This is a genomic window from Mycobacterium sp. IS-1742 (assembly GCF_001500125.1).
Taxonomy (GTDB): domain Bacteria; phylum Actinomycetota; class Actinomycetes; order Mycobacteriales; family Mycobacteriaceae; genus Mycobacterium.
Genome location: NZ_LQIV01000009.1, coordinates 97,437 through 117,080 on the forward strand (window position 1 = coordinate 97,437; position 19,644 = coordinate 117,080).

The window sequence follows — 19,644 nt, forward strand, 5'->3', positions numbered from 1 at the left end:
GCACGATCGGCGTGGCCGGCGCCGCGGCGGCATCTCCAACTGGCCGCCCCTCTCGGCGTCGACACGATGCCTCACTCAGACGCACGCGTGGCTACGGCGGTGCCTATGGCCTGTTGTTGTCACCCGACGCGGATGCCCAAGCCGGCGAGGAGCGCGCGTGCCCGCCCAAATCGGCGGTCGGTCGAGAAGGCGTACCACTGTTCGGCGAGGCCCTCCTGGTGAAGGAGGTCACGAAATCGCCGGAAGCCGCCCTTACCCTCAATCGCCCTTGCCAGTCGCTCACTCAACGTCGAATCACTGAGTCGCTCGGCGAAATCCGCCATGTCACGCCAACCCTCCCCGGAACCGCTGAGGTCGAACTGCCCCTAGCGGTCGGGCTCCTCGTCGAAGTCGATGGCCGCGTCATCCCCGGCCGTCATCGGGTCGGCGCTGTCCCGGTCGTAGACCCATCCGGTGTGCAGGTCGAGGTATCCGCCGGTGGATATGCCCGGATCGGGTTCCAATGCGGCAGCGAGGATCTCGAGGTCGACCGGCACCACCCGTCCTTTCAGCGGCGCCGCGCGCAGACGCGCGAGCAGATCCTCGGCCAGCACATCGTCACCCTCACCGGCGCGCAGCGTGAGCCGGTTGATCACCGACACCACCACCGGCTCGGTGTTCTCCCGTCGCCGTTCCAGCGCGATCATCAAGGCCAATCCCACCTGCTGAAGCACGTCGTCGACCTGACGGCCGTCCAGCGCGGCGAGGACGCGGTCGGCATCTTCCGCCGCGACGGCTGACCGCAGTTCGCGCAGGTCGACTGAGGACACCTGCTTCTGCCCAGGCCACCCTGGCATCAGCATCGGATGTGGCTGAGCCAGGCCTCCTCGGGATCCCCCCGTCCCCGCCGTCGTCAGCCCACCGGCGCCCGTACTGGTCCGGGATATTGCCCCAGCCCCCAGTAGGGCAAGGGCTTTTTCGGCGCGATTCCCGACGTCTCCCGGGGGTCGATCTTGTCCTCGCCCACCACACAGCGGTGGGTCCAGTCATCGCCCAGGTCGAAGACGAACCGGAACTCCGCTCCCGGCCCGACAAGTCGAGCGACCTTGGTTGACTCGATGTCCAACGGCTGCGTGATCGTCAGCACGGGCAGCAGCCGTTCGTCGCGCTGCATTTCGGCGGGGCCGACCAATTGGCGGCGGCGATCCGCACGCTCGTCGACGGAACGTTTTGCGGCCCAACGCCACATCTGCGATGCCCTCGGCCTCGGATCGCGTCGTGATCTCGGCGAGTTCGGCACGGCAGCGCGGGTGCAGCGGCTTGACCCGCCGCTAACCAGCAGCAGTCAGTTTTGTCGGTGGTCGAATGTATGTTCGAAATATGTCGAGCAACGACCTCCAGGGCGCGGTGACCGCATTGCGTGCCGCCTTCGATGCGGTGGCTGCCTGTGATGTCGACCTGCTGACCCGCTCGGATCTGATGGCGGCCCTCGACGATCTGGAGACGCTGGGGTGTCAGCTGCCAGCGGTGAGCCGCCGTTTGTTGGCCCGTCTGCAAACCGAGACGACGGCCCGGGAAATGGGCGCGAAATCCTGGAAAGAGGTGCTCACGGTCCGGTGGCGGATCTCGAGCTCTGAGGCCCACCGGCGGCTCACCGAAGCCGCCCTGCTCGCACCCCGCCAAACCGTGACCGGCCCGGCGCTGCCGCCGCTGTTGCCGGCGACCGCGGCAGCGCAGGCGCTCGGGTGCATCAACAGCGAACACGTCGAGGTCATCCGCAAAGCCGTCGACAAACTGCCCAGCTTCGTCGACGCCGTCACCCGTGAGCAGTTCGAGATCAACCTCGTCCGCACCGCAGTGGGTGTCGGACCGAAGGAACTCAAAGATGCCGCCGACCTCACGTTGTTTCTGCTCGACCAGGACGGCCCCGAACCTGACGACACCGAACGGGCCCGCAAGCGCGGGGTCACCAAGCACAAACAGCGCGACGACGGAATGGTCGACCTAAGCTCAACGCTGACCCCCGAAGCATGGGCGGTGTGGGAGGTCATCTTCGCCAAGTACGCCGCCCCCGGGATGTGCAATCCCGATGATCCGGAGCCCTGCACCTCGGGCACCCCGTCGCAAGCCCAGATCGACAACGATCACCGCACCCTCGCCCAGCGCCAGCACGACGCGATGCTCGCCGTCGGGCGCATCGCGTTGATGAGCGGTGAACTCGGCCAGCTCAACGGGCTGCCGGTCTCGATCATCATCCGCACCACCCTGCAAGACCTGGAATCGCGCGCCGGGGTCGGCACCACCGGCGGCGGCACCGTCATCCCCATCGCCGACGTCATCCGGATGGCCGGCCACGCCAACCACTACCTGGCGGTGTTCGACAAGTCGACCGGATCGGCGCTGGATCTGTTCCGCGCCAAACGCACCGCCTCCCCGGCCCAGCGCATCATGCTCACCGCCCGCGATGGGGGCTGCACCAAACCGGGCTGCACCATCGGCGCCTACGGCTGCCAAGCCCACCACGTGGACACCGACTGGGCTGACGGCGGTAACACCAACATCGACGAGCTCGGTTTGGCCTGCGGACCCGACAACCGCGACGTCGACACCAACGACGGCTGGACCACCCGCATGACCGACCAACACGAAGTCGAATGGATCCCGCCCCCAGCATTGGACACCGGCCAGAGCCGCATCAACTACTACCACCGCCCCGAACGCCTCCTCACCCCACCCGACGATCCCGACGCGTCCGGTGCACCGGCGGAACCGGCCGACAGCAACGACATTGACGAGAACGACACGGAGGAGGCCGATCCACCGGTGGCCGACGACGTCGGCGAGACCCTCCGCGCGGCGGACGCCACCACATCACTAGCCGACGTCGACGAGCCGCGGCCCGTGGGGCTGGGCTCGCCGACCCGACCCGCCGACAACGCCGGTGAACCCGGCGGCCCCGCACCCCCGCAGAATCGGGCGGCTTGAGCACCGCAGGTCGTCGCCATGATGAGGGTCTCTGTGACGCTCACTTCGGATGACGCCTGCAGGTTGTCCTTCTGTAGATCCGTGGGTCACCGCAGGGAGTGGCCGCCCGAACCCGACGAACCACCCTTCTGACTAAGCGGCCGAATCCTCCTCTACGGCGAGCAGTTCGGCGATCCGATCGGCAACCGCCGCGGCGGTGGGGTACTCCCACAACAGCGTGGGAGGCAGGGCCAACCCGGTCTGCTTCTCCAACTGACGCCGCAGCGCGACGGTCATGATGGAGTCGACGCCGATCTCCACCAACGGCAGACGCGTGTCGACATCCTCTGCCGCGCAACCGAGTTCGGAGGACACCGCGGTGAGCACCTGGCGCGCGGCCCAGTCCGCGACATCCTCGTCACCGCGGTCGGCGACCGCGGGCGCCTGCGCCACATCGGCGGTCTCGGCGGGTGCGACGTCGGCGAGGATCGGCACCGACGCCGCCGTCGGCAGCACCGGCAACACCACCACGTTCGGATCGTCGTCGCGCAGTGCGGAGTCCAGCGCCCGCATCGCGTCCTCGAGTCCCACGGTGCCCATACCGAGTGCGTCGAGCTGGGCGGCGACGAAGCCGGAGGCCGACCCCATGCCCATACCGCGCCAGGCCGTCCACGCCACGCTGGTGGTCCGGTCCCCGAGCCGGCGGCGGTGGCGCGCGAACGCGTCGAGATAGGCGTTGCCGCACGCATAGGCGCCCTGGCCGGGGAAGCCCGCCAGGTACCCGCACGACGAGAACAAGACCATCCAGTCCAGTTCGCCCGGCGGGAAGAGTTGGTGCAGCGCGTTCATCCCGTCGACCTTCGGCCGCATCGCCGCCTCGAGATCGTCCGCGGTCGTGGTGGCCAGCAGCGCACCGGCTTCCACGCCGGCAGCGTGGATGACTCCACGCACCGGCGGCAGATCGGCCAGAACCGCCCGCAACTCCGCGGCCGCCCCGGACGCACCGACGTCGACGGCCGCGACCTTCACCGAGACCCCGCGCTGTTCGAGTGCGGTGACGACGGTGACGGCCTCCCGGTCGCTGTCGGCGCTCCACGCGCTGCGCTCGGGCAGACCCGACCGCGACACCAGCACCAGCCGGCGTGCGCCCAGGTCGGCCAGGCGCTGCGCCAGGCGCAGCCCCAGCACACCGGTGCCGCCGGTGATCAGGTAGGTGCCGCCCGGTGAGCACTGCAGCGGAGCCGCCTCCCCCGGTCCGGTGTGGGCCAGTCGAGCCGTGTGCGCGACACCGTCGCGCACCACCACGACACCGTGTCCGTGCAGCGCGCCGAGTGCCCGCACGGGCAGGTGGTCTCCGGCGATGTCCAGCACACCGCCCCACAGGTGCGGATGTTCGGCCGCCGCCACCCGCGCCATACCCCACAGCGGGGCGTGGGCCGGGTTGACGCCTTCGTGCACCTGTGCGGTCAGGACCCACAGCCTGGCCCGTCCGCCCGAGGCGTCGAGACGCTGCAGCGTGCGCAGCACGGTTGCGGCCGACTTCTGCGGCGTCTCGTCGGGGTGCGGCAGCACGAGCACCACCGCCCCGTCCGCCGGGACCCCGAGATCGGCTGCGCCGTCCGCGATTCGATGGGTGACGCCGGCCTCGTCGAGGTCGCGGACGACGAGGGCCCGGGTCGCGGCGTCGCCGCCGACCAGCGTCACCTCCGTGGGCATGTCGGCATCCGGCCACGCGACCGGATGCCACGCCACGTGGTGCAGCAACCGCACCGTGTCGCGACTGCCGGAGTTCTCGAGTTCCTCGAACGCCATCCCCGTCAACGACACCGAGACCGCGCCGGACTCCTCGGCGAGCACCACGTCGGTGACCGTGCCCTCGGCGCGGCGGCGCACGTGCAACAGCGCGACGGCCGGCGGTTTGTCGTGGACGTGGACCCGTTCGATCCGGGCCGGCATCCGCAGCCGCGGAGGGCCGCCGAAGATCGTCGAGGCCGCCGAGGTCGCCGCGTCGAGCAGTCCGGCCCACGTCGCCGGAGTCGACCCGTCGACGTCGGCCGCGACACGGGCGAAGAGTTCCCCGTCACCGCAGTGCAATTCGATTACCTGCCAACCGAATCCCATCGCGGCGACCCCCAGTGTCGCCAACGTGTCCACGACATGGGTCGGCGGCAGCGTTTCCGTGCAGCGGGCCCGGATCTCGTCCTCGTCGAGCATGCTCAGCGCTGGTTCGCCACCCTCTGCGGCCGACGCGGTGCAGTGCGTCAACCAGCCGCCGTCCGTCTCGTCGTCGTCGACCAGCCGGGAGGCCAGGGCGAGCGAGCGCTCCTGGGCCACCACCTGGATGTCGCGCGCGCGTCCCGGCGGCACGGGTGTGCGCAGCCGCACGTCGGCGAGATCGGTTCCGGACGCGGCGAGGAACGTGTTGAGCAGGACCGCCGCGGGCACGATCTCGGTGCCCCGCACGGGATGGTCACCGGGGTAGGGCCGCGTCGAGAAGTCCAGGCGCGTCTGCCACACCCGCGCGGGCACCGCCCCGGTCACCTCCATCGGACCGCCGAGCAGTGTGTGCGAATCGGGTTCGTGGACGGCGCGGCCACCCGGCGGCGCGGTGGGCGTGCGCCAGTGCCGCCGGTGTGCCCACTGGGTTCCGGGAAAGTCCACCGCCCAGCGTGTTTCGGCGGTCACCCCATGCGCGACCGGCGCCCCGTGGCAGTACAGCGCGCCCACGGCGGTCGCGACGGCGGGCAACTCGGGCTGCTCGCGGCGCAGCACCGGGATCACGGCGTGGTCGCCGACCCTGTGGTGCATCAACGTCTCGGCGACCGAGTGCGCGACCACCGGGTGCGCCGATACCTCGAGGAAGAGCCGGTGGCCGTCCTCGGCGGCGGCGGTCACCGCTTCGGCGAAGCGCACCCGGCCGCGCAGGTTGGCCACCCAATAGTCGGGGTCACGGGCGGCATCCGACCGCGGATCGGGCAGGGCGGTCGAGTACAGCGGCACCTCGGCCGGACCCGACGGGCCCAAACCGGCTGTGAGACGGGCGAGATCGGCGGTGAGCGCGTCCATCGCCGGGCTGTGGAACGCGACGTCGGTGTTCACCCGGCGCACGGTCATCCCCTCACCGGTCCAGCGCGCCGACACCTCGTCGACCGCCGCGACGGTGCCCGAGATGACCGTCGACTCCGGTGACGCGCTGATGGCCGCCACCACATCGGTGCGGCCTCCCAGGCGCTCCTCGGCCTCGGCGAAGGGAAGCCGGACCAGCGCCATGGCGCCCGCACCCGCCACCGAGCGGAACCCCCGAGCGCGGTAGCAGGCCACCGCGGCGCCGTGGGCGAGATCGAAGACGCCGGCGACGACGTTGGCGGCCACTTCGCCGACGGAGTGGCCGATCACGGCGGCCGGACGCACACCGCGTTCCCGCAGCACCGCGGCCAACCCGACCTGCATCGCGAACGTCAGCGCCTGCACCCGGTCGGTGCCGCCGAGGTCGCCGCTGCGCAGCGCCTCCCGCGGTGAGAAGCCCAGCTCCGCGGAGAACACCGGTTCCACGGCGTCGATGACCGCAGCGAAAGCCGGTTCGCGCGTGAGCAGTTCGCGGCCCATGCCCGGCCAGTGCGACCCGTGCCCGGAGAACACCCACACCGCCCCGTCGGCCGCACCCGCCAGCACAGTGCCGGTGAGCACCGACGGTGCGCGGCGGTCGTCGGCGAGCGCGTCGAGCCCTGCCACCAGTTCGTCGGTGTCGGACGCGATCACCGCGGCGCGTACGGGTTCGTGCGAGCGGCGCGCCCACAGTGTCGCGGCCACCTCGTCGACCGGAAGTCGTTGTCCCCGAACATGGTCGGCGAGCGCGGCGGCCTGTCGCGCCAGCCGGGCCTGGGACCGCCCGGTCAGCGGCAGCACCGACGGCGCGGCGCCCGTGGCCAGGGATTCGCCGCGCTCGCGTAGGGGCGCCTCCTCGAGCAGGACGTGGGCGATGGTGCCGCCGTAGCCGTAGCTGCACACCGCGGCCCGGCGTGGGAGATCGTCGCGGCGCGGCCACGGCTCGACCTCGGTCGGCACGCGCAGTCCGCTGGTCGCCCAGTCCACGGCGGGGGTCAGGGTGCGGACACCGGCCGTCGGCGGGATCGCCTCGTGCTGCAGCGCCATCGCCGCCTTGATGAGCCCGACCACACCGGCCCCGCCCTCGAGGTGGCCGGTGTTGGGTTTGACCGAACCGACGCGGCACGGCTCACCGTCGGCGCGACGCGCTCCGTACACGGCGGCGAGCGCGTTGAGTTCGACCGGATCGCCGGTCGGCGTCCCGGTGCCGTGCGCCTCGATGAATTCGACTGTGGCGGGATCGATTCCGGATGTCCGGCAGGTTCGGCGGAACAGGTCCTCCTGGGCGGCGCCGTTGGGCGACATGATGCCGACGGTGCGCCCGTCCTGTGCCACCGCACCGCCGCGGACGACGGCGATCACCCGGTCGCCGTCACGCACCGCGTCGGCGAGACGTTTGAGCACCACGACCGCGGCACCCTCGCCCCGCCCGTAGCCGTCGGCCTCGGCGTCGAAGCTCTTGCACCGGCCATCGGGCGCGGTGGCCCCGGCCCGGTCGAGGACGCGGGTCAGACCGGGTCCGATCAGAGCGCTGACCCCACCGGCGAGCGCCAGTGACGTCTCCCCCGTCCGCAGCAGCTGGCACGCCTGGTGCACGGCCACCAGCGACGCCGCGCACGCGGCGTCGAGCGCGACACTGGGGCCGCGCAGGTCGAGCAGGTGCGAGACGCGGTTGGCGATACCGCACAGCGACGTGCCGATCCCGGTCCACGCCTCGATGCCCGGCAGGTCCTCCATGATGAGCTTGCCGTAGTCGTCGGAGTTCACACCCATCAGCACGGCGGTGTCGCTGCCGGCCAGCGAGCGCGGCGGGACGCCGGCGTGTTCCAGTGCCTCCCAGGACACTTCGAGCGCCAGCCGCTGCTGCGGATCCATCAGTTCGGCCTCACGCGGCGAGACGCCGAAGAACTCCGCGTCGAAGCCGGCCAGGTCGTCGAGGAACGTGCCCCACGGCGTCGTCTCGCGCAGCACCGCCGCATTCCGGGGGTCGCGCCGCAGATACGGCTCCCATCGGTCCGCGGGGACCTCCCGCACCCGGCTGCCCCCGTCGAGCAGGAACGTCCAGAAGTCCGCGGGGGTCGTGATGTCACCGGCCAGGCGGCAGCCGATGCCGACGATCGCCACGGGTTCGAGGGCAGCAGTCTGGTTAGCCTTGCCTAACTCAGTCGACATGGGGACAATGTTCGCACAACCGGGTGCACCCGGGGCGACCACCTCGGTGACTAGTCGGCGAGCAGTGTGCGCACCACACCATCGGCCAGCAGGCGGCCGCGGTCGGTCAGGATCAGCCGGGCACCGGAGACCACCGCGAGTCCGTCGGCGACGACGGCGCCCACCCGGGCCTGTTCGTCGACGCCGAGCATGTCCAGCGGCAGGCCGCTGCGCAGCCGCACCCGCAGCATCACGTCCTCGGTGTGCCGCGCCGCCGGGTCGAGCACCTCGAAATCCGCGACGGGCAGGGAACCCTCGCCGAGCAGCGCGGCATAGGTGTTGGGATGCTTCACGTTCCACCACCGGGTGTCGCCGAGGAAGCCGTGCGCCCCCGGCCCGACGCCCCACCACTCGCCACCGGCCCAGTAGCCGAGGTTGTGCAGGCACTCCCCGCCTGGCCTCGCCCAGTTCGACACCTCGTACCAGTCGAACCCGGCCTCGCTCAGCCGCGCGTCGAGCAGTTCGTACCGCGCCGCCAGCACGTCGTCATCGGGGGCCGCCACCTCGCCGCGCCGCACCCGGCGGGCCAGCGCCGTCCCGTCCTCGACCACCAGCGCGTAGGCCGACACGTGGTCGACACCGGCCGAGATCGCGGCGTCCGCCGACCGGCGCAGGTCGTCGTCGGTCTCCCCCGGGGTCCCGTAGATCAGGTCCAGGTTGACGTGCCCGAACCCGGCGGCGCGCGCCTCCCCGGCCGCGGCCACCGCTCGACCGGGCGAGTGCAACCGGTCGAGCACCTGCAACACGTGGCGGGCCGTCGACTGCATCCCGAGCGAGACCCGCGTGTAGCCGGCAGCAAGCAGCGCGTCGAACAGTTCGGGTCCGGCGGACTCCGGATTCGCCTCGGTGGTCACCTCCGCTCCTGGTGCCAGGTCGAAGTGCTCGCGCACCGCGGCCAGCACCGCGCCGAGACCGGCGCCGCCGAGCAGCGACGGGCTGACGCCGCCGACGAAGACGGTCCGCACCGGCGGGGGCGTCCCCAGGGTGCGGGCGGCCAACGCCAACTCCCGGCGCATCGCGGCCAGCCAGCCCTCGGGGGTGGCGCCGCCCGCCTCGGCCGGGGTGTAGGTGTTGAAGTCGCAGTAGCCGCAGCGCGTCGCGCAGAACGGCACGTGGATGTAGAGGCCGAACGCACGCCCCGGCCGCGCGGCCAGTGCCGGCGCGCGGGAAGGGGCGGTGCGGGTGCTCACCGTTCCATGGTCCCAGCGTGGCGTCAGATGGCGTAATCCCGCGGTTGGTGCTGCACCGAGACCCAGTGCTCGGTGGTGAACTCGTCGATGGCCCATTTGCCGCCGAACCGGCCGATCCCGGAGGCCTTCTCGCCGCCGAACGCGGTGTTGGCGTCGTCGTTGACCGGCGAGTCGTTGACGTGGGTCATCCCGGCGTCGATGCGGCGGGCGAACCGCACGGCACGGTCGACGTCGCGGCTGAACACCGCCGAGGACAGCCCGTATTCGGTGTCGTTGGCCAGTCGCAACGCATCCTGGTCGCCCTTGGCGCGGATGATCGTCATCACCGGCCCGAACACCTCCTCGCGGGCGGTCGCGCAGTCGTTGCCGCCGAGCAGCACGTGCGGCGGCAGCGCCTGCCCGGCCGGCCCGACCGGATCGCCGCCGAGCACCACCTGTGCACCGTCGTCGCGGGCGCGGGCGATCTTGTCCTGAACCGACTCGAGCTGCGAGGAGTTGATGATCGGGCCGATCTGGGTGGCCTCGTCGGCGGGGTCGCCGACGCGCAACCCGCGGACCCGCTCGACGAAACGGTCGACGAACTCGTCGTGCACGGCGTCGTCGACGATGAGCCGGTTGCCGATCATGCAGATTTGACCCTGGTGGAAGTACGACCCGAACACCGCCGCGCCGACGGTGAGCTCGAGGTCGGCGTCGTCGAGGACCACGATCGGTCCGTTCCCGCCGAGTTCGAGGGCCAGGTGTTTGAGGCCCGCCTTCTGCACGATGCCGCGCCCGACCGGCGTCGACCCGGTGAACGACACGACCCGCGGCACGGGGTGTTCGACGATCGCGTCGCCGATGTCGCTGCCGCCGCCCACCACGACCGACAGCAGGCCCGGCGGTAGCCCCGCCTCCTCGAAGATCCGGGCCAGCAGCAGGCCGCCGGTGACCGGGGTGTCCCCCGCCGGTTTGAGGACCACGGCGTTGCCGACCGCCAGCGCGGGCGCCACCGACCGGTTGGACAATTGCATCGGGAAGTTCCACGGGGAGATCACCGCGACGACGCCGACCGGTTCGCGGTAGACGCGGTTCTCCTTGCCCGGGATGTCCGACGGCAGGATCGACCCCTCGACGTGGTGCGGCATCGAGGCGGCCTCCCACAGCACCGACCGCACCAGCCCCCATTCGAGGTCGGCCTTGGCCCGCGTGCCTCCGGTCTCGCGCACCAGCCACCCGGTGATCTCGTCCTTGCGGTCGGTCATCACGTCGGCGGCCGCCCGCATCACGGCGGCCCGCTCCGCCGGCGGGGCGGCCGCCCAGCCCACCTGGGCCTCGACCGCGGCTGCGTAGGCCGCGTCGAGGTCGTCGGCGTCGGCCTGCGGGATGCTGGTCAGCACCTCGCCCGACCACGGGTCGACATCGTCGCGGGATCTCCCCGCCGATCCGGCCCGCCAGGTCCCGCCGATGGGCATCTCGGTGAACGACGGGTACGCCGAAGAATGGTGAGAAGGCATCCTGCCGAGCTACCCGGTGGCGGATCGGTGAAACGAGGGCCTGGGCCGACTTTTGCTCACCGCGAGCGCAAATATGGCCCGGTTAGGGCAGGTGCGGCAGTTCGTGGCACAATGGCCGGGTGACTGCCGCCCCGGCCCTCAACACCCGCATCTCGCTGGTGGTTCGGCGGCACGTGGACTTCAAGCGCGTCTGTACCTGTTGTTGTCTGCCTTGACGCGCCTGATCTAGGACCCAGCCCAACCCCGCACGTATAGCTGGCCGCCGGATCTGCGCCGCCGGCCAGCCCCCGGTGATTCAGCGCGGTCCCAACGCCGGCTCCCAGCAAGGAGCCAGACCCATGACCGAGACTTCGGCCCGTCCCGCCAAGCCCGTGAAGCGTCCACGCGGCGAAGGCCAGTGGGCGCTCGGATACCGCGAGCCGCTCAACGCCAACGAGCAGTCCAAGAAGGACGACAACCCGCTCAACGTGCGGGCGCGCATCGAGAACATCTACGCCCCCGGCGGCTTCGACACCATCGACAAGGGCGACCTGCGCGGCCGGTTCCGCTGGTGGGGCCTCTACACCCAGCGCAAGCCCGGCTTCGACGGCACCTGGACCGGTGACGAGAACACCGACATGCTCGAAGACGAGTACTTCATGCTGCGGGTCCGCAGCGACGGCGGTGCGCTGACGGCCAAGGCGCTGCGCACCCTCGGCGAGATCTCCACCGAATTCGCCAGGGACACCGCCGACATCTCCGACCGGCAGAACGTCCAGTACCACTGGATCGACGTCAGGAACATGCCGGAGATCTGGCGGCGCCTCGACGAGGTCGGGCTGCAGACGACCGAGGCGTGCGGTGACTGCCCCCGCGTCGTCCTCGGTTCACCGCTGGCCGGGGAGTCCCTCGACGAGGTGATCGACGGCACGCCCGCGGTCGACGAGATCGTCAAGCGCTACATCGGCAAGCCGGAGTACTCGAACCTGCCCCGCAAGTTCAAGACCGCGATCTCGGGTCTGCAGGACGTCGTGCACGAGGTCAACGACGTCGCGTTCATCGGGGTGAACCATCCCGAGCACGGACCCGGCTTCGACCTGTGGGTCGGCGGCGGGCTGTCCACCAACCCGATGCTGGGTCAGCGTGTCGGCGCCTGGGTTCCGCTCGACGAGGTGCCCGACGTCTGGGAGGGCGTCGTCAGCGTGTTCCGTGACTACGGCTACCGACGCTTGCGGTCGAAGGCGCGGCTGAAGTTCCTGATCAAGGACTGGGGCGTCCAGAAGTTCCGGGAGGTTCTCGAGACCGAGTACCTCAAGCGCCCGATGATCGACGGGCCTGCGCCCGAACCGGTCACCCGTCCCATCGACCACGTCGGGGTGCAGAAACTCAAGAACGGCCTCAATGCCGTCGGCGTCGCGCCGATCGCCGGCCGCGTCTCGGGCACCATCCTGACCAAGGTCGCCGACCTCGCCGAGGCCGCGGGATCCGACCGGATCCGGTTCACGCCGTATCAGAAGCTGATCGTCCTCGATGTCCCCGACGACAAGCTCGACGAGTTGCGCGCGGGCCTGGACGCGCTCGGGCTGCCCTCGACGCCGTCGCACTGGCGGCGCAACCTGATGGCCTGCACGGGCATCGAGTTCTGCAAGCTGAGCTTCGCCGAGACCAGGAGCCGCTCCCAGGTGCTGGTGCCCGAGCTCGAGAAGCGACTCGAGGACATCAACGCCCAGCTCGACGTCCCGATCACGATCAACATCAACGGCTGCCCCAACTCGTGCGCCCGCATCCAGGTGGCCGACATCGGCTTCAAGGGGCAGATGGTTGACGACGGCAACGGCCCCGAGGAGGGCTTCCAGGTCCACCTCGGCGGCAGCCTCGGCCTGGACAGCGGTTTCGGGCGCAAACTGCGCCAGCACAAGGTGCTGGCCACCGAACTCGGTGACTACATCGAGCGGGTGGTTCGCAACTTCGTGAAACAACGAGAGCAGGGCGAGCGTTTCGCTACCTGGGCACTACGGGCCGACGACGCGGACCTTCGATGAGCCGCTTGCGCGAAGAGCGATGGATGAGGTGATTGCACGATGACTGACCTGCTTTCGGACATCGACCTGCAGCAGCTGGCCGAGCGGGGCGCGGCCGAATTGGGGCCCGACGCCAGCGCGTGGGATCTGTTGCGCTGGACCGACGAGCATTTCAGCGGTAGCTACGTGGTCGCGTCGAACATGCAGGACGCGGTGCTGGTCGACATGGCGTCGAAGGTCCGCCCCGGCGTCGACATCCTGTTCCTCGACACCGGCTACCACTTCGCCGAGACCATCGGCACCAGGGATGCGGTCGAGGCGGTGTACGACGTCAACGTCGTCAACGTCGCCCCGGAGCGCACGGTCGCCGAACAGGACGCGCTGCTCGGCAAGGATCTGTTCGCCCGCGAGCCCAACGAGTGCTGCCGGCTGCGCAAGGTCGAGCCGCTGACCAAGGCGCTGTCGGGGTATTCGGCGTGGGTCACCGGTATCCGCCGCGTCGAGGCCCCCACCCGGGCCAACGCCCCGCTGATCAGCTGGGACAAGGCGTTCGGGCTGGTGAAGATCAACCCGATCGCGGCGTGGTCGGACGAGGACATGCAGGCCTACATCGACGCCAACGGCGTGCTGGTCAACCCGCTGGTCGACGAGGGGTATCCGTCGATCGGCTGCGCGCCGTGCACGGCCAAGCCGGTCGAGGGCGCCGATCCGCGCAGCGGGCGCTGGGCGGGCACCGGCAAGATCGAATGCGGGTTGCACCAGTCTTGAGCACATTGGTTCTGACGGCGCACGGCAGCGTCGATCCACGGTCCGCGGCGGTCACCCACGCGGTGGCCGGCCGGATCCGGCGGTTGCGTCCGTGGCTCGACGTGCGTGCCGCGTTCCTGGAGAAGACCGACCCCGCGCTGCCCGACGTGCTGTCGCAGACCCGCAACGCCACCGTGGTGCCGTTCCTGCTCGCCGACGCCTACCACGCACGCGTCGACATCCCGGCCGTGATCGACGCCGTCGGCCGCCCGGTACGCCGCGCCGAGGTGCTCGGTGAGGACCCGGCACTGCTGTCGGTGGCACGCCTGCGGTTGACCGAGGCGGGCGTGTCCCCCTACGACGACGGGCTCGGCGTGATCGTGGTCGCGGTCGGATCCTCCGATGTGGCGGCCAACGCCAGGACCTCGACGATCGCGCCGGCGCTCGCCGCGGGCACCCGGTGGGCCGGTTCTCAGGTGGCGTTCGCCACAGGCCCGCACGCCGATCTCGCCGGCACCGCCGCCGACCTCCGACGGTCGGGCGCCCACCGTCTGGTGATCCTGCCGTGGTTCCTCGCCCATGGCCGCATCACCGATCGCGTCGCGGAATTCGCTGCGCGAGAGGACATCTCGATGGCCGAACCGCTGGGCTCGCACAACCTCGTGGCGGCCACGGTGCTCGACCGCTTCGACGACGTGAGCGAAACCCGCGCGGCGGCCTGAGCGCTCACACCCCGCGGCCCCCATCGGGGCGTCGGTAGAGTGGTCGGCGACGTACGCCCACCCTTCCCGAGCAAGGACTCGATGCCACCTCATAGACCCATGGCGGTCACATGTTGACCGCCGTGCTCGGCATTGTCGTTGGTTTTCTCGTCGTTCTGGCGATCACCGCGCTGACCGGATACTTCGTCGCGCAGGAATTCGCCTACATGGCCGTGGACCGGTCGCGGCTCAAGTCGCGGGCAGACGCCGGTGACACCGCATCGTCGCGGGCGCTCGGCGTCACCCGCCGCACGTCGTTCATGTTGTCCGGCGCCCAACTGGGCATCACCGTCACCGGACTGCTGGTCGGGTACGTCGCCGAACCGCTGATCGGGCGGGGCCTGGAGACGCTGCTCGGCGGCGCAGGCATCCCCACCGCGGTGGCCGTCGGCATCGGCGGCGTGGCCGCGATCGCGGTGTCGACCGTCGTGCAGATGCTGTTCGGTGAGCTGTTCCCGAAGAACCTCGCCATCGCCCGGCCCGAACCGCTGGCGCGTTGGCTCGCGCTGTCGACGACGCTCTACCTCAAGCTGTTCGGATGGCTGATCTGGCTGTTCGACCAGTCGTCGAACCTGCTGCTGCGGGTGTTGCGGATCGAGCCCGTCCACGACGTCGAGCACTCGGCGACCCCGCGCGACCTCGAACACATCGTCGCCGCGTCGCGGGAGGCCGGCGAGATACCGCGTGAGCTCTCCGCCCTGCTGGACCGCATCCTTGATTTCCCGACCAGCAGCGCCGAACACGCCATGATCCCGCGCTCACGCGTCGACGTCGTCTCCGACGGCGACACGGTGGCGCACGTGCTCGCGCGGATGGCCGGCGGCCACACCCGCTACCCGGTGACCACCCCCGACCAGGACGAGATCGTCGGCGTCATCCACCTGCACGACCTGCTCGGGCCGGTGCCCGGCACCGACACCGCGGCGGCGCACTGCCGGCCGGCGGTGCTCGTCCCCGAGACGCTGCCGCTGCCCAACGTGGTGACCGCGCTGCAGGAGGCCGACGACGAGATGGCGATCGTGATCGACGAGTACGGCGGGTTCGCCGGTGTCGTGACGATCGAGGACCTCGCCGAGGAACTCGTGGGTGAGATCGACGACGAACACGACTCCGACCACGACGCCGACGTCATCGCCGAGGACGACGGCTGGCTGCTCGCCGGCGATCTGCCGCTCGACGAGGCCGAGCGCACGCTGGATCTGACGCTGCCGCCCGGTGACTACGAGACGGTGGCCGGCATGGTGATCGCCCACGCGGTCGGCCTGCCCGCTGTCGGCGACACCGTGGCGATCGACCTGCCCGCCGAAGCCGCCGACCTGCTGGCCGACGGGCCGCCACCGGCCCGCCGCCTGACCGCCGAGGTGCGCGCGATCGAGCGGCACGTGCCCGCCGCGGTGTTCGTCAGGGTCGCCGACGGTATGACCGAGGAGCCCACCGATGAGTAGTCCGTGGGTGGTCGTCGCCGTCACCGTCGCGCTGATCGCGTCGAGTGCGTTCTTCGTGGCGGTGGAGTTCGCGCTGATCGCCGCGCGGCGCAGCCGACTCGAGGACGCCGCGCCGGCGAGCGCGTCCGCGCGGGCCGCGCTGCGCAGCGCCAGCGAGCTGTCGTTGCTGCTCGCCGGTGCGCAGCTGGGTATCACGGCCTGCACACTGCTGTTGGGCGCCATCACCAAACCCGCTGTCCACCACGCGATCACACCGCTACTGGCCGGCACCGGGCTGCCGTCATGGGTGGCCGACGCCGGCGGGTTCGTGCTCGCGCTGTTGATCGTGACGTTCCTGCATCTCGTGATCGGCGAGATGGCGCCGAAGTCGTGGGCCATCGCCCACCCGGAGCGTTCGGCGACACTGCTGGCGCTGCCCATGCGCGGCTTCATGTTCGTCACCCGCCCGCTGCTGCGGGGGCTCAACCAGGCCGCCAACTGGTGCCTGCGCCGTGTCGGCGTGACACCGGTCGACGAGCTCGCCGACACCCAGGACCCCGACACGCTGCGCCAGCTGGTCGAGCATTCCGCCACCGTCGGCACGCTCGACGAGCGTTACCACGCCAACCTCACGAGCGCGCTGGAGCTCGAGGCCCTCACCATCGGACAGGTCGCCCGCCGCGACGCCCCGCACAGCACCGTTCCCGCGGACGCCACGCCCGCCGAGATCCAGCAGACTTCACGCGCCACGGGACACCTGCGGCTGTTCGTCCAGGACGGCACCGCGACGGTCGGTGTGGTGCACGTGCGCGACAGCCTCTCGTCCACGGACCCCGCACGTGCGCTGATTCGCCCGGTGTTCACGCTGCCGGAGGACACGCCCGTCTACGAGTGCCTGCGGCTGATGCGCGAGACGCGCAACCACCTCGTCGTCGTCGACGGTCCGTCAGGCCGAGGCCTGCTGACGTTGACCGACCTGCTGCACCGGCTTCTGCCGACAGAAGCGGCCTAGCGGTCGCCCGGCGCCACCACGGCACACTCGAGGTCAGCTCAGCGCGGCGGACTCCGCGCTCTGCGGCGACTCGGCGCCCCCGGGGATCTCCGGCACCCGGGTGGCCCGGACGTAGACCGTCTCGCCCTCGCGCAGCCCCAGCGCCTCGGCGTCGCCGCGGGTGATCTGCGCGGTGAACGGCGCGTGCGTCGCCGCGTTGGTCAGCTCCAGTCGGACCTCGAAACCCAGCACCACGACGCGGTCGATGACCGCCTTGACCACCCCGGTGGCCTGCACCGACTCGCTCTCGTAGATCGGGAGCTCGGGGTTGCGGCCGACGCGGATGTCGTGCGGGCGCACCAGGGTCCCGTTGAGCGACGACACCGCGCCGAGGAACGACATCACGAACGCGTTGGCCGGGGTGTCGTACACCTGGGTGGGTGAGCCGACCTGTTCGATGCGGCCCTTGTTGAGCACGGCGATGCGGTCGGCGACGTCGAGCGCCTCGGCCTGGTCGTGGGTGACGAGCACGGTGGTGACGTGCACTTCGTCGTGCAGGCGACGCAGCCACGCCCGCAGATCCTCGCGCACCTTCGCGTCCAGCGCGCCGAACGGCTCGTCGAGCAGCAGGACCTGAGGGTCGACGGCCAGTGCGCGGGCCAGCGCCATCCGCTGCCGCTGCCCGCCGGAGAGCTGGTTGGGGTAGCGGTTCTGGAACCCGGCCAGCCCGACGACCTCGAGCAGGTTGTCGACCTTCTCCTTGATCTCCGCCTTGGGCCGCTTGCGGATCTTCAACCCGAACGCGACGTTGTCGCGCACCGACAGGTGCTTGAACGCCGCGTAGTGCTGGAAGACGAATCCGATGCCGCGGCGCTGCGGCGGCACGTTGGTGACGTCGCGGCCGTTGATGGTGATTGAGCCGGTGTCGGGTTGGTCCAGGCCGGCGATCGCCCGCAGCAGCGTCGACTTGCCCGAACCGCTGGGCCCGAGCAGCGCGGTGAGCGAACCGGCGGGCACCTCGAAGTCGATGTTGTCCAGCGCCGCGAAGTCGCCGTAGTGCTTGTTGGCGCCGCGCACGATGATCGCGTCTGTCATGGCTTCTGCTCTCTGTTCAGTTCTGCTGTCTGACCCGACGGGCGTCGAGGACCACCTGAACCACCAGGACGATCACCGCAACCCCCATGAGCAGCGTCGATACGGCGTAGGCGCCATATTCGGCACCACGGTTGTAGCGGTCGGACACCAGCAGTGTCAGCGTCTGGGAGGTTCCCGGCAGGTTCGACGACACCATGATGACCGCCCCGTACTCACCCAGTGTGCGGGCGATCGTGAGGACCACGCCATAGGTGAGTCCCCAGCGGATCGACGGCAGCGTGATCCGCCAGAACGTCTGCCACCACTGCGAGCCCAGCGTCGAGGCGGCCTCCTCCTGGTCGGTGCCGATCTCGTGCAGGACGGGTTCCACCTCGCGGATCACGAACGGCACCGTGACGAAGATGCTCGCGAGCACGATGCCGGGCAGTCCGAAGATGATCTGGAAGCCGAGGTTGTTCTCGACGAAGCCGAACACCCCCGCCGAGCCCCACAGCAGGATCAACGCGACACCGACGACCACCGGCGACACCGCGAACGGCAGGTCGATGACGGCCTGCAGGGCACTCTTACCACGAAACCTGTTGCGCGCCAGCACCAGAGCCGTCGGCACCCCGAACAGCACGTTGAGCGGTACGACGATCGCCACGACGATCAGCGACAGCTGCAGCGCACTGATGGCCGCGGGCGTGCCGATCGACTCCACGAATGCGCCCAGACCCGGGGAGAAGGTCCGCCACAGGATCAGACCCACCGGCACGACGACGAGCACGAGGATGTAGGCCAGGGCGACGTAGCGCAGCAGGTGGCGTACCGCCGGAGAGAGTGTCATCGTCCGATCACCCCACCAACTGTTCGCGCTTGGCCGCCCGGGAGCCGAGCGCACGCAGGATCAACAACACGACGAACGAGATGGCCAGCAGCACGATCGAGATGGCGGCCGCCCCGGTGGGGTCGTCGTTCTCGATCAGCGTGCGGATCCACTGCGAGGACACCTCGGTCTCCCCCGGCACCGCGCCGCCGATCAACACCACCGAGCCGAACTCCCCGATGGCGCGCGAGAAGGCCAGCCCGGCGCCGGACAGCAGCGCCGGCAGCAGCGCGGGCAGGATGATCCTGGTCAGGATCGTCCAGTTGTTGGCGCCCAGCGAGGCCGCCGCCTCCTCGACTTCCTGATCCAGTTCGAGCAGCACCGGCTGCACCGAACGCACCACGAACGGCAGGGTGACGAACAGCAGCGCGACGCCGACACCCCATTTGGTGTGCTGCAGGTGCAGGTCGACGGGGCTCGCGGGGCCGTAGAGCGCGAGCATGACCAGGCTGGCGACGATCGTGGGCAGGGCGAACGGAAGGTCGATGATCGCATCCACCAGCCGCCTGCCCGGGAAGTCGTCGCGGGTGAGCACCCAGGCGACCAGCAGCCCGAAGAAGGCGTTCACGATGGTCACCCCGACCGAGATGGTCAGCGTCACCCGGAACGACTCGAGTGCGGCGTTACCGGTGACGGCGCGGTAGAACGCCTCCCACCCGCCGCCCACGGACTGCCAGAGGATCGCGGCCAGCGGCAGCAGCACGATGACGCTGAGCCAGATGGTCGCGACGCCCACCCGGAGCGACGCCGTGCCGGGGCGCCGGGGGCGGCCCCCCGGCCCCCCGGCCCTGGTCGCCGGGCGCGCGGGGGGGG

General features: G+C 70.5%; 15 protein-coding genes and 1 pseudogene. 7 read left to right on the top strand and 9 right to left on the bottom strand.

The genetic code is table 11. The features are described from left to right. Window positions 1-119: 119 nt before the first annotated feature. The 3 genes from AU196_RS26035 to AU196_RS26045 all read right to left on the bottom strand — a co-directional run bounded on the left by AU196_RS26035 (window position 120) and on the right by AU196_RS26045 (window position 1,228). Window positions 120-323 (bottom strand): hypothetical protein, encoded by a 204-nt coding sequence (locus tag AU196_RS26035; protein WP_059094454.1) that lies wholly within the window; start codon window positions 321-323, stop codon window positions 120-122. A gap of 42 nt (window positions 324-365) precedes the next feature. Continuing rightward, the gene (locus AU196_RS26040) at window positions 366-809 is read right to left on the bottom strand and encodes a hypothetical protein (RefSeq protein ID WP_059094455.1); all 444 of its coding nucleotides are present in this window, start codon (window positions 807-809) and stop codon (window positions 366-368) included. An 83-nt stretch (window positions 810-892) separates the two neighbouring features. Beyond that, entirely contained in the window at window positions 893-1,228 is a 336-nt protein-coding gene (locus AU196_RS26045) for a hypothetical protein (protein WP_231737441.1), read from the bottom strand. 116 nt (window positions 1,229-1,344) lie between these two features. On the opposite strand from AU196_RS26045, the gene AU196_RS07425 reads away from it, so the two are divergent. Beyond that, window positions 1,345-2,964, top strand: coding sequence for an HNH endonuclease signature motif containing protein (locus AU196_RS07425; RefSeq protein WP_059094457.1), 1,620 nt, complete (start codon window positions 1,345-1,347; stop codon window positions 2,962-2,964). 132 nt (window positions 2,965-3,096) lie between these two features. On the opposite strand, the gene AU196_RS07430 is transcribed toward AU196_RS07425, so the two are convergent. The 3 genes from AU196_RS07430 to AU196_RS07440 are packed head-to-tail and all read right to left on the bottom strand — an operon-like array spanning window position 3,097 to window position 10,945. Then, the gene (locus AU196_RS07430) at window positions 3,097-8,220 is read right to left on the bottom strand and encodes a type I polyketide synthase (protein WP_059094458.1); all 5,124 of its coding nucleotides are present in this window, start codon (window positions 8,218-8,220) and stop codon (window positions 3,097-3,099) included. A 50-nt stretch (window positions 8,221-8,270) separates the two neighbouring features. Then, window positions 8,271-9,449 carry a radical SAM family heme chaperone HemW gene (gene hemW, locus AU196_RS07435; protein WP_059094459.1) on the bottom strand — a complete coding sequence of 393 codons (1,179 nt, stop codon included), beginning with the start codon at window positions 9,447-9,449 and terminating at the stop codon, window positions 8,271-8,273. A gap of 23 nt (window positions 9,450-9,472) precedes the next feature. After that, the gene (locus tag AU196_RS07440) at window positions 9,473-10,945 is read right to left on the bottom strand and encodes an aldehyde dehydrogenase family protein (RefSeq protein ID WP_059094460.1); all 1,473 of its coding nucleotides are present in this window, start codon (window positions 10,943-10,945) and stop codon (window positions 9,473-9,475) included. Between the two features lie 119 nt (window positions 10,946-11,064). Between AU196_RS07440 and AU196_RS26415 the strand changes: the two genes are divergently transcribed. The 6 genes from AU196_RS26415 to AU196_RS07465 all read left to right on the top strand — a co-directional run bounded on the left by AU196_RS26415 (window position 11,065) and on the right by AU196_RS07465 (window position 16,889). Next, a complete protein-coding gene (locus AU196_RS26415) occupies window positions 11,065-11,160 on the top strand; it encodes an Ms4527A family Cys-rich leader peptide (protein ID WP_353612147.1) in 96 nt (31 codons plus the stop codon). A gap of 123 nt (window positions 11,161-11,283) precedes the next feature. Further along, the gene (locus AU196_RS07445) at window positions 11,284-12,966 is read left to right on the top strand and encodes a nitrite/sulfite reductase (protein WP_059094461.1); all 1,683 of its coding nucleotides are present in this window, start codon (window positions 11,284-11,286) and stop codon (window positions 12,964-12,966) included. Window positions 12,967-13,005: 39 nt separating this feature from the next. After that, window positions 13,006-13,713 carry a phosphoadenylyl-sulfate reductase gene (locus AU196_RS07450; protein WP_059094462.1) on the top strand — a complete coding sequence of 236 codons (708 nt, stop codon included), beginning with the start codon at window positions 13,006-13,008 and terminating at the stop codon, window positions 13,711-13,713. After that, a complete protein-coding gene (locus tag AU196_RS07455; RefSeq protein WP_059094463.1) occupies window positions 13,710-14,414 on the top strand; it encodes a sirohydrochlorin chelatase in 705 nt (234 codons plus the stop codon). The genes AU196_RS07450 and AU196_RS07455 overlap by 4 nt, the downstream gene beginning before the upstream one ends. Window positions 14,415-14,524: 110 nt before the next feature. Then, window positions 14,525-15,898 (top strand): hemolysin family protein, encoded by a 1,374-nt coding sequence (locus AU196_RS07460; protein WP_059094464.1) that lies wholly within the window; start codon window positions 14,525-14,527, stop codon window positions 15,896-15,898. Beyond that, complete coding sequence (locus AU196_RS07465) at window positions 15,891-16,889, top strand: hemolysin family protein (protein ID WP_059094465.1); 999 nt, start codon at window positions 15,891-15,893, stop codon at window positions 16,887-16,889. Before AU196_RS07460 ends, AU196_RS07465 begins: the two co-directional genes overlap by 8 nt. Before the next feature lie 25 nt (window positions 16,890-16,914). Here AU196_RS07465 and AU196_RS07470 read toward each other — a convergent pair. From AU196_RS07470 to cysT, 3 genes and pseudogenes are all read right to left on the bottom strand, one after another. Continuing rightward, window positions 16,915-17,963 (bottom strand): annotated as a pseudogene (locus AU196_RS07470) (sulfate/molybdate ABC transporter ATP-binding protein); the annotation flags it as partial. Between the two features lie 16 nt (window positions 17,964-17,979). After that, entirely contained in the window at window positions 17,980-18,792 is an 813-nt protein-coding gene (gene cysW / locus AU196_RS07475; protein ID WP_059094467.1) for a sulfate ABC transporter permease subunit CysW, read from the bottom strand. A 7-nt stretch (window positions 18,793-18,799) separates the two neighbouring features. Beyond that, window positions 18,800-19,644 (bottom strand): sulfate ABC transporter permease subunit CysT (cysT, locus tag AU196_RS07480; protein WP_059094478.1); only part of this gene is annotated, 845 nt, incomplete at its 5' end.